The organism is Cognatishimia sp. (genome assembly GCF_964229375.1).
Classification (GTDB): domain Bacteria; phylum Pseudomonadota; class Alphaproteobacteria; order Rhodobacterales; family Rhodobacteraceae; genus Cognatishimia.
Map to the genome: position 1 here is coordinate 1 of NZ_CAXREH010000128.1, position 10,211 is coordinate 10,211.

Consider the following 10,211-nt stretch of genomic DNA (forward strand, 5'->3'; position numbering starts at 1 on the left):
ATCGCGCCAAATTGCGACTTCTTTAGCTTTGGGACCAATGACTTAACGCAGATGACCTACGGGCTGTCACGTGACGATGCCGGGCGGTTTATGTCGGCCTATGTGCAACAGGGCGTCTATGCCGAGGATCCGTTCCACACCCTGGACACCGATGGCGTTGGAGAATTGGTTCAGCTTGGGGCCGAACGTGGACGCCGCGAGCGCCCGGATCTTGTCCTGTCGGTTTGCGGGGAACATGGCGGCAGCCCTGAGTCGATTGCATTCTGTCGGCGGGTTGGCATGAACTATGTGTCGTGTTCACCTTTACGTGTGCCCGTCGCGAGATTGGCCGCAGCACAGCTGGCAATCAAGGATCAGGTGCTGGGTTAAGGCCTTGTTCTTAAGTAAAAAGTCACACTGAGCGCCTGAAATTCGAGCAGGTTTTGTGCGGGGCTGGACCTGCCTACGCCTTTTGTATAAACCGCTGCGATGTCTGGCCGGACTTGGGGGAGGATCCGGTATTTCTGTATGAGAGAGTGCAATGCGCGTCTTTAGAAATGCAATGATAGCCCTCGCGATGCTGGCGACTCCGGTCGCTGCAGAGACGACGGCGTCCCCGCTTGAGCAGGCCCTCGCGGTCGAGCAATCCCGTATGGCTTTGTTGAATGGCGACAAGCTGAAAGGCTTTCTGCTGTTTCGCAACAAGCGCGACGCACAGCCTGTGGAACGCACCCTTGCTTGGATTGATGCGCAGCCGTTTCTTGAGGGCGGCAAGCAATGGGCCTGCATGACTGAAGCGCTTTACTTCGAAGCGCGCGGCGAAAGCACCGCTGGCCAGTTTGCTGTTGCCGAGGTGATTTTGAACCGTGCCGAAAGCCGCCGGTTCCCCAACACCGTGTGCAAAGTGATCAATCAGGGCACCGGCCGCAAGCACCGCTGCCAGTTCTCTTACACCTGTGACGGTCTGCTTGAGACGATCACCGACCAGCGTGCCTACGAGCGTATGGGTAAAATCGCGCATATCATGCTGAATGGCGGTCCACGCGATCTGACCGATGGGGCGACCTTTTATCACGCGAAATACGTCAACCCCGACTGGGCCCGCCAGTTCACACGGACGGCGACAGTTGGACAGCACCATTTCTATCGTCGCCCAACACGTCTGTCGCAAAAGTAGTCTAAGGCGTAGGTTTCCGTACTGGTTCTGATGATGCGCCGCTGCTATAGCGGCGCAAATCGTTTCAGGAGGCCGCATGAGCGCATCCGCCTTTGATCACCCCGAAGTCCGGGCCAAAGCCACCGCGCCTGATGGTGTGCACGACCGGCTGTCGCTGCGTGATCACATCGTTTCCGTCGAGATCGGCGCGTTTCAGGCCGAACGCGACATGGTCCAGCGTCTGAGTTTTGACGTTGTCGTTGAAGTGGCCGCACCCGAGGCTGACGTTCAGGACGACGTGGATCTTATCCTGTCTTACGACCGGATCACCTGGGCGATCGAACACGAGCTGGCCGCAGAGCGTTTGAACCTGCTGGAAACCCTCGCAGAGCGCATCGCCGACCGCATTCTGGCAGAGCCGCTGGCGATGCGTGTGTTTGTGCGCATTCAGAAACTGGATAAGGGCAATGGCGCGCTGGGCGTAGAAATCGAACGCGTGCCGGGGCAGGGTGATGACACCTTGGCGGCGTCGCGAGCGCCTGTCGTTGCCTTTTTCAACAATGCAGCACTTGCATCGGATCGTTTGGCCGGATGGATCGAAACGCTGGATGCCTTGGATGCGCCGGTGGTGCTCTGCCTAGACCTTCCGGCGGAACGTCCTCAGGTCGATCTGGCTCGGGCTCAGTTGAATATCGACCTGCTAGAGATAGAGCAATCTGCCTGGTCTTTGGCAGCACGTTTCCCTGAACTGACCGTAGCCGGCACCCGAACCGAGTTGGACTGGGCGATGAAGAACCAGCTGACTGCGGTCTGGGCGCCCTCCAAGCTGGTGCTGGATGCGACCGACTCGCCCGAGGCTGCCCCACACGCCCTTGCTCGTTGGTTTGCTGAACAATGGCAGGCGTCTCGTATGGTTTGTTTCGGCGACCCGTTGCCGACGCCCCACACAATTCCAACACAGACTGTAACACTGGATCAAAGCGATTTCTGAACGCTTGCCAAGGCCGCGTTGTTCGCACATGCAGATGATATGAAGACCTATACCCGTGCTATTCCGCAAGTTGATGCGGCCCGTCCCGAAGGCGCCCTAGACCTCGCAGGAGGCTGGGCGTGGTTTTCTGAAGTCGAAGTTTTGCAGCGCGGCCAGCCTGCGCAGGTGGTGCCAGCATCACGTGTTTCTGCCGACGTTCTGGACCGTATCACTGCACCACGTGGTGAGGTGGCCGGACTGGATATGGCGTCGCCCCAGATCATGGGAATCTTGAACGTTACCCCTGACAGTTTCTCTGACGGTGGCGCGTTCAATGCGCCAGATGCTGCGATCGCCCGGGTGCACGATATGGCGCTTCAGGGCGCGACCATCATCGATATCGGGGGTGAGTCCACCCGTCCGGGTGCAGGGCATGTTGCCATTGCCGAAGAGATCGCGCGCACCGCGCCTGTGATCGCAGCAGTGACCGCTAAGTCTGAGGTGCCGATTAGTATCGACACCCGCAAAGCGCCCGTCGCGCGCGAGGCTATTGCCGCCGGTGCGACCCTGATCAATGACGTCTCTGGGTTTACCTGGGATGGCGACCTCGCGCCCTTTGCCGCAGATGCTGGCGCGCCGGTCTGTGTGATGCATGCGCAGGGTGACCCTGCCACCATGCAGGATGATCCGTCCTATGAGGACGTTTTGTTGGATGTTTACGATTTTCTGGATGCTCAGGTCGATTATTTGACTGGCCTTGGCATTCCGAGAGGTCAAATTCTTGTCGACCCCGGGATTGGTTTTGGCAAGACGCTGGCGCATAACCTTGCGCTGCTTTCGCGTCTGAGCCTGTTTCACAGTTTGGGCTGCCCCATTCTTTTGGGCGCATCCCGCAAACGATTTATTGGCACATTAAGCAACACCGAAGACGCACAGGACCGGATGCCCGGCTCTGTGGCCGTCGCATTGGCAGGTGTGGCGCAGGGCGTTCAAATGCTGCGAGTTCACGACGTCGCAGAGACCGCACAGGCGCTGACACTCTGGCAGGCGGTGACAAAGGGGAAAAGATAATGGGACGCAAGCTATTTGGGACGGACGGTGTGCGCGGGCGCGCGAATACCTATCCGATGACCGCCGAAATGGCGCTGAAAATTGGCGCTGCGGTTGGCCGCTATTTCCGCAAAGACAAATCTGACGCGCACCGCGTGGTGATCGGTAAGGACACGCGCCTGTCGGGTTACATGTTTGAACACGCACTGACGGCGGGTTTGACCTCGACGGGTATGAACGTGTTTCTGCTTGGCCCGGTGCCGACCCCGGCGGTCGGGCTGTTGACCACATCCATGCGCGCCGATCTGGGCGTGATGATTTCAGCCAGCCACAATCCAGCGTGTGACAATGGGATCAAGTTCTTTGGCCCGGACGGCTTTAAGTTGTCAGACGAGGCTGAAGCCGAAATTGAACGTCTGGTGATGGAGGGCGTCGAGCCCGCACAAACCAAGCATATCGGACGTGCAACGCGCATCGACGACGGGCGGTTCCGGTATATCGAGCGGGTCAAGAACTCGCTGCCCTCGTCCCTGCCGCTGAGTGGTTTGAAGGTTGCTGTGGACTGCGCAAATGGCGCCGCCCACCGAGCCGCTCCCGAAGCCCTGTGGGAGTTGGGGGCCGACGTCGTCTCAATCGGCGTGTCCCCGAACGGTTTGAATATCAACGATAAATGCGGCTCGACCTATCCGGCGGCCATCAGCGACGCGGTGGTCCGGCATGGTGCTGACGTGGGCATTTCGCTGGATGGCGATGCAGACCGCGTGATGATTGTCGATCAAGAAGGCATGGTTGCTGACGGTGACCAACTGATGGCTCTGCTGGCAGACCGTTGGGCGGGGGCTGGCAAGCTGGCGCATGGCACGCTTGTGGCCACGGTCATGTCGAACCTTGGTCTGGAGCGGTATCTGGACGCGCGCGGTCTGAAGTTAGAGCGCACGAAAGTCGGCGGCCGCTATGTGGTCGAGCGCATGCGTCAGGGTGGCTTTAATCTGGGAGGCGAGCAGTCGGGGCATATTGTCATGACGGACTACGCAACCACAGGCGACGGCCTTTTGGCGGGGCTTCAGTTCCTTGCGGCGATGGTCGAAACGGGGCGCGCGGCCAGCGAGTTGACGCAAAACTTCGACAGGGTACCGCAGCTTTTGAAAAACGTGCGCTATGGCGCGGGGCAAGATCCGCTCGAGGCCGCGCAGGTTAAGAAAGCCATCGCCGATGCAGAGGCCAAGCTGGCCGGACACGGACGCCTGTTGATCCGCAAGTCCGGAACAGAGCCATTGATCCGTGTGATGGCCGAATGTGAGGATCAAGTGCTGCTGGAGCACGTGGTCGACGGCATCGTATCTGAGGTCGCTGCCAACGCCAGCGCCAGCGTTTAACGCGTAAACAGCCGCTTGAGTGCGCCGTATTGCGATACGGCGACACCGGACAGGATCAGCAAGAGGGCAAGCAGCAGGGCGGCCGGCAGCGGCTCACCCAAGATCAGCGCGCCCATGATGACGGACCATACCGGCACCTGATAGTTCACAAGGCTCATAAAGGTCGATCCGGCTTCGCGGATGACCAGAACCCGCAGCAAGTTTGCAGCTGCGGTCGAGATCAGCCCGAGAACAGCGACCACAATCACAGTATTCTGGGTCACGGCCGGGGGCGGGCCCTCCAGAACAAGCGCTAGCGGCAAGATGACCACGGCACCGATCAAAAGCAGCATTGTTGCCAGCCCGATCGGGTCGATCGCAGGCATGCGCCGCAGCACGATCGAGCAAACCGCGTAACAGGCAGTTGCGCCCAACAGCGAGAACCGTCCCCAGGTTTCCAGCTCGCTGCCGCTTGAGGCAAAGACATCGCCGCCCATAAGGAAGGCAACGCCGATAAAGCCCACGACAAACCCCATGACCTTGCGGGTGTTCATCTTTTCGTCTGGCAGGAAGACATGCGCCAGGGGCAGGATCATCAGCGCAATGGCTGCCATGCTGATCCCGGCAAAGCCTGAGGTCACGTATTGCTGACCCCAGCCAATCAGAAAGAACGGCACAACCGAGCTGAAGATGGCAGTAAAGGTCAAACTGCCCCAGGCGGTTTTATCGGCAAACAGTTTAAACCCGCGCAATCCCCAGAACAGCGTTAGCAGCACCGACCCAAAACAGATCCGGCTGGTCGCCAGCCACAGGGGTGACAGCTCTTTGATTGCCAATTCTGTCAGCAGAAACGTGGATCCCCAAACAAACCCGAGGGTGAAGATCATGATCCAATATCTTGCGGGAATATCTGGCATTTTTCTCTCTTTGCTTTGAGCGCACGTTCTGCCTGTTTCCCAACATCGTCAAGCAGGTTTCGCGCGTATGACGGTGCGTTAGAAAGCTCGGTTTAGCTCTAGATTGTTCAACCCTTTGTTATGTCAATTCCTTCAAATTAAGCTTTAGGTTGATTTTGAAAACTGAATGTGTACCGTGTTTGTTAACAATAATTGAGTGCAGAGCAGACGAAAGCACGCCCTTTGTCCCCTTTTTGACTGGGCTTGCCGATGATCCAGAAGGAGGTCTTATGCCTTCGCCGATACAGAAACGGGTTCTAGTTGAATGCAACGCGGCGACCGCGTTCGATATCTTTGTGCATCATCTGGACCGCTGGTGGCCTGTTGGGGAACACTCTGTTTCTGCCGCGCAACAGAAGGTGCCTCTGGCGGTCTATGTCGATCCGCATGTGGGCGGCGCGATCACCGAAACCAAATTTGACGGCACGCCAACGATCTGGGGGCAGGTACTGGATATTCAGCAGGGCGCAAAATTTGCAACGACCTGGCATCCGGGGCATGGGGCGAAGGTCGCGACAAAACTGGACGTCGCGTTCCAGAATGCCCCGCTTGGCAAGTGCAAGGTGACCCTGACCCATGGCGGATGGCGCGCTTGGGGGGAAGAGGCCGCGAAACGGCGTGACCTTTACATGGGCGGCTGGGACTATGTTCTGGGCAAATGCTATTCTGATAGCGTTACAGAGCTTTTGGCCTAACAAAAAAGGCCCCACCCGAAGGTGAGGCCTTGGACATTTGGGGGAATCCCAAATTAGTTCTTTGTTTTGTCGACCATTTTGCCAGCTGCGATCCATGGCATCATGCCACGCAGTTTCGCACCAGTTTCTTCGATCATGTGCTCGTCGTTTGCACGACGGGACGCTTTGATGGTTGGCTGGCCAACCGCGTTTTCCAGCATGAAGTCGCGTACGAATTTGCCGGACTGGATGTCAGACAGAACCGCTTTCATGCGTGCTTTGGTTTCGTCGTACTGCAGGATGCGTGGGCCGGTGACGTACTGGCCGTATTCTGCGGTGTTCGAGATCGAGTAGTCCATGTTTGCGATGCCGCCTTCGTAGATCAGGTCTACGATCAGCTTCACTTCGTGCAGACATTCGAAATAGGCCATTTCAGGCGCGTAGCCCGCTTCGACCAGAGTTTCAAAGCCGCAGCGGATCAGTTCAACCAGACCGCCACACAGAACCGCTTGTTCGCCGAACAGGTCGGTTTCACATTCTTCGCGGAAGTTGGTTTCGATGATGCCAGAGCGACCGCCACCGATGGCAGAGCAATAGGACAGACCGGTTTCCAGCGCTTTGCCGGTTGCGTCGGTGTGGACCGCAACAAGGCAAGGCACGCCGCCGCCTTTGGTGTATTCGCCACGTACAGTGTGGCCTGGGCCTTTTGGCGCCATCATGATGACGTCAACGCCTTCTTTTGGCTCGATCAGGCCGAAGTGCACGTTCAGGCCGTGCGCGAATGCAATCGCGGCACCTGGCTTGATGTTGTCGTGGACGTATTTCTTGTAGGTTTCTGCCTGAAGTTCATCGGGCATTGTGAACATGATGACGTCGCACCATGCGGCCGCTTCGGCGATGCCCATAACGGTCAGGCCTTCGCCGTCGGCTTTTTTCGCAGAAGGGGAACCTTCGCGCAGAGCAACAACAACGTTTTTCGCGCCAGAGTCGCGCAGGTTCAGGGCGTGAGCGTGACCCTGGGAGCCATAGCCCAGAATGGCAACTTTGGCTTCTTTGATCAGGTTCACATCGCAATCGCGGTCATAGTAAACGCGCATAGGTATCTCCTCGGGGTTTGAATTGCGGTCATCATAGGCGGGATGTAGGGGTGTTCGAGTGCAAAATGGTCAGAAATTACCCACCTGATGCGGCTTTCATTCGTGAAATATATAATATAAGCATTATTCATGCTTGAAGATCTCGACCGTCGTATTCTGCGCCGTATGCAATTTGATCCGGATCAGTCGATTCCCGATTTGGCGGATGCTTTGGGGCTGACGACCTCACGTTTGTCCCGCCGGATCGAACGGCTGCGCGAGCAGGGCATTCTGCGCGGCATCCGCGCGGTGGTGGATTGGCGTGCGCTTGGGTTTGAGGTCGAAGTGTCTTTGCGTGTGAGCCTGGACAAAACCCAATCCCGCGCCTTTGACGATTTCATCGAAGCCGCCCGCGAGATTGCCGAGGTCATGGAGATCCAAACGTTTCTGGGACGCGTTGACGTGCGCCTCTCTGTGATTGCGCGCGACATGGCGCATTATCAGCAGATCTATCGCGACAAGATCCTCGCCTTGCCGCATATCGCAGACATCGAAGCACTGATGCATGTGGCGCGGATCAAGGCAGAGGACAGTTTGCCCCTATGATCGAGCTTGACGAGATCGACCGCGCGCTCATCAAGGCGCTGAGTGAGGATGCCACTCAATCCGCAGGCGCGTTGGGTCGCGCCTTGGGGCTGAGCCAGCCTGCAACATGGCGCCGGATCAAGCGGCTGGAAACCGACGGGGTGCTGGCCGGACGCAGGCTGGATCTGGATCGCGAGAAGCTTGGGTTTGGGGTGACGGTCTTTCTGGGCGTAAAGCTGGCCACCAAGGGGCGTGTCAGCCTTGAGGATTTCGAGCGCGCCGTTAGCGCGATCCCCGAAGTGCAGCGCATCGAGCATGTTCTGGGTATGTATGACTATCGTCTGCGCGTGTCGGCCCGTGACATTTCCGACTTTGAGCGCGTCCTACGCCGCCGTATCATGACGCTGCCGGGCGTGGGGGATGTCGAGGCAAATGTGCTGCTATCCGAAGAGCGCAGACCGGGTCCGATCTAGAGACCTTTCTGTTTTTCTTGAGAATACGACGCGGACATTTTGAATTCCGACAGTATACAAAAGAAGACTTTGCATTGATCGGGCAAACGCGTGTCTATCGATGCCAAATACACCAAAGAAAGAGATACGACTCGCCATGGCGCTACTGAACACAATTGACCCAGATGGGTTGGACGAATTTTCCGTCGTTTTCACCGACCGCTCTTTGAACCACATGTCTGCAAGCTTTCAGCAGGTCATGCGCGACATTTCGGATATGTTGAAAGGCGTCTACAACGCGGATGCTGTGGCCTTGATCCCTGGGGGTGGTACCTATGGCATGGAGGCCGTAGCACGCCAGTTCGCACGTGACGCGAAAACGCTGGTGGTGCGCAACGGGTGGTTCTCGTATCGCTGGAGCCAGATTTTCGAAGCCGGCGGATTTGCCGCGGAAAGCACCGTGATGAAGGCACGTCAGTCCGGCAATGGCGTCACTGAACCCTTTGCGCCAGCCCCGATCGAAGATGTGGTCGCCAAGATCCACGAGCTGCAGCCCGACGTGGTGTTTGCTCCGCATGTGGAAACTTCGGCGGGGGTGATCCTTCCGGATGACTATATCACCGCGATGGCCGCTGCCGCGCATGAGGTTGGCGCGCTGATGGTGCTGGACTGCATCGCCTCGGGCTGTGCGTGGATCGACATGAAAGCCACCGGCGTTGACGTGCTGATATCGGCCCCGCAAAAGGGCTGGTCTGCGTCGCCCTCTGCCGGATTGGTCATGATGGGCCCGCGTGCCGTGGCGCGCTTGGCGGATACGGAAAGCGACAGCTTTGCCATCGACCTGAAAAAATGGCACTCGATCATGCAGGCCTATGAAAATGGCGGGCATGCCTATCACGCGACAATGCCAACGGACGCTCTGAAAGCCTTTCGCGATACAATGCTCGAGACCCGAGAGTACGGCTTTGACAAGCTGATGGACGCGCAATGGGCGCTGGGCAATCAGGTGCGGGCGCTGTTGAAAGACAAAGGCATTACCTCGGTCGCGGCCGACGGCTTTGGCGCGCCCGGCGTCGTGGTCAGCTATACCAGCGATCCAGCCATTCAAAACGGCAGCAAGTTCAGCGCGCTGGGCATGCAGATCGCAGCAGGGGTGCCGCTCGCCTGTGACGAGCCCGAGGGCTTTATGACCTTCCGCCTGGGGTTGTTCGGGCTGGACAAGCTCTATGATGTCGACGCCACCGCCGCGCGTCTGAAAACTGTTCTGGATCAGGTTCTGTAAGGCACTTTTTGCAAAACGCTGGGGCGGTCAGCCCGTCTGTGCCGCCTTAGCGCAGCCCCAATCCCATTTGCATCAGCGTCTTGCGCACCGGAGCAAGCGAATACAGCGCGTTCAGCCCGGCGGCGCGCGCATCGCGCAACAATGGTGCCTCGACCATCGATGCGCGGTTCAGCATGTCGATGCCGCGCACCCGCAGCCCGACGTCGCCATGACGCGCTTTGTGATAGGCGTCCAGCATCCTGCGGCTGCCAAGGTCTTCGGGAGAGGCTTTGGCCAGGTCGACCAGCGTCGCCAGATCGCCCAGCGACATATTAAGCCCCTGCGCCCCGATCGGCGGCACCACATGGGCGGCTTCGGCCATCAACGCCAGCCGCTCGCCTGACATACGAGAGGCGATCTGGCTGATGATCGGCCAGATGGTGCGTTGAGATGCCAGTTTGAGCGGGCCATAGAGTCCCGCACTGCGCGACGTCATCGCCTCTTCAAATGCAGCATCCGGCAGCGCGAAAAGTTCTTGTGCCTTTGCGCTGCGTTCCATCCAGACCAGAGCAGAGCAGGGTTTGCCGTTAAAGTCGGGCAGAGGCACCAGCGTGAATGGCCCCCCGCTGCGGTGAATTTCGGTTGATACGTTTTCGTGCGGAATGGGGTGGGTCACGGCCAAAGCAAGCGCGCGCTG

At 58.3% G+C, this 10,211-nt stretch carries 12 protein-coding genes; 9 read left to right on the forward strand and 3 right to left on the reverse strand.

Annotation, left to right across the window (positions count from 1 at the left end; translation table 11 throughout):
* The 5 genes from ACEQWH_RS09740 to glmM all read left to right on the forward strand — a co-directional run.
* Positions 1-369: putative PEP-binding protein (locus tag ACEQWH_RS09740; protein WP_370230217.1), on the forward strand; the 369-nt coding region annotated here is incomplete at its 5' end.
* A 151-nt stretch (positions 370-520) separates the two neighbouring features.
* Positions 521-1,156, forward strand: a complete 636-nt coding sequence (locus tag ACEQWH_RS09745) for a cell wall hydrolase (protein WP_370230218.1) — start codon at positions 521-523, stop codon at positions 1,154-1,156.
* Positions 1,157-1,232: 76 nt separating this feature from the next.
* Entirely contained in the window at positions 1,233-2,126 is an 894-nt protein-coding gene (locus tag ACEQWH_RS09750) for a dihydroneopterin aldolase (RefSeq protein WP_370230220.1), read from the forward strand.
* Positions 2,127-2,165: 39 nt separating this feature from the next.
* Positions 2,166-3,176 carry a dihydropteroate synthase gene (gene folP / locus ACEQWH_RS09755; protein WP_370230222.1) on the forward strand — a complete coding sequence of 337 codons (1,011 nt, stop codon included), beginning with the start codon at positions 2,166-2,168 and terminating at the stop codon, positions 3,174-3,176.
* Complete coding sequence (gene glmM, locus ACEQWH_RS09760) at positions 3,176-4,531, forward strand: phosphoglucosamine mutase (RefSeq protein WP_370230224.1); 1,356 nt, start codon at positions 3,176-3,178, stop codon at positions 4,529-4,531. Before folP ends, glmM begins: the two co-directional genes overlap by 1 nt.
* On the opposite strand, the gene ACEQWH_RS09765 is transcribed toward glmM, so the two are convergent.
* Positions 4,528-5,427: a DMT family transporter gene (locus ACEQWH_RS09765; RefSeq protein WP_370230226.1), complete on the reverse strand. Its 900-nt coding sequence runs from the start codon at positions 5,425-5,427 to the stop codon at positions 4,528-4,530. The genes glmM and ACEQWH_RS09765 overlap by 4 nt on opposite strands.
* Before the next feature lie 269 nt (positions 5,428-5,696).
* Here ACEQWH_RS09765 and ACEQWH_RS09770 point away from each other — a divergent pair, with 269 nt between their 5' ends.
* Positions 5,697-6,161 (forward strand): hypothetical protein, encoded by a 465-nt coding sequence (locus tag ACEQWH_RS09770; RefSeq protein WP_370230227.1) that lies wholly within the window; start codon positions 5,697-5,699, stop codon positions 6,159-6,161.
* 53 nt (positions 6,162-6,214) lie between these two features.
* Here the strand turns inward: ACEQWH_RS09770 and ilvC are convergent, their stop codons facing one another.
* Positions 6,215-7,237, reverse strand: coding sequence for a ketol-acid reductoisomerase (gene ilvC, locus ACEQWH_RS09775; protein WP_370230229.1), 1,023 nt, complete (start codon positions 7,235-7,237; stop codon positions 6,215-6,217).
* Positions 7,238-7,366: 129 nt separating this feature from the next.
* Here ilvC and ACEQWH_RS09780 point away from each other — a divergent pair, with 129 nt between their 5' ends.
* From ACEQWH_RS09780 to ACEQWH_RS09790, 3 genes are all read left to right on the forward strand, one after another.
* A complete protein-coding gene (locus tag ACEQWH_RS09780) occupies positions 7,367-7,822 on the forward strand; it encodes an Lrp/AsnC family transcriptional regulator (protein WP_370230231.1) in 456 nt (151 codons plus the stop codon).
* A complete protein-coding gene (locus ACEQWH_RS09785; RefSeq protein WP_370230233.1) occupies positions 7,819-8,274 on the forward strand; it encodes an Lrp/AsnC family transcriptional regulator in 456 nt (151 codons plus the stop codon). Before ACEQWH_RS09780 ends, ACEQWH_RS09785 begins: the two co-directional genes overlap by 4 nt.
* Before the next feature lie 136 nt (positions 8,275-8,410).
* Positions 8,411-9,535: an aminotransferase class V-fold PLP-dependent enzyme gene (locus ACEQWH_RS09790; RefSeq protein ID WP_370230234.1), complete on the forward strand. Its 1,125-nt coding sequence runs from the start codon at positions 8,411-8,413 to the stop codon at positions 9,533-9,535.
* A gap of 46 nt (positions 9,536-9,581) precedes the next feature.
* On the opposite strand, the gene ACEQWH_RS09795 is transcribed toward ACEQWH_RS09790, so the two are convergent.
* Positions 9,582-10,211 (reverse strand): FAD-dependent monooxygenase (locus ACEQWH_RS09795; protein ID WP_370230235.1); only part of this gene is annotated, 630 nt, incomplete at its 5' end.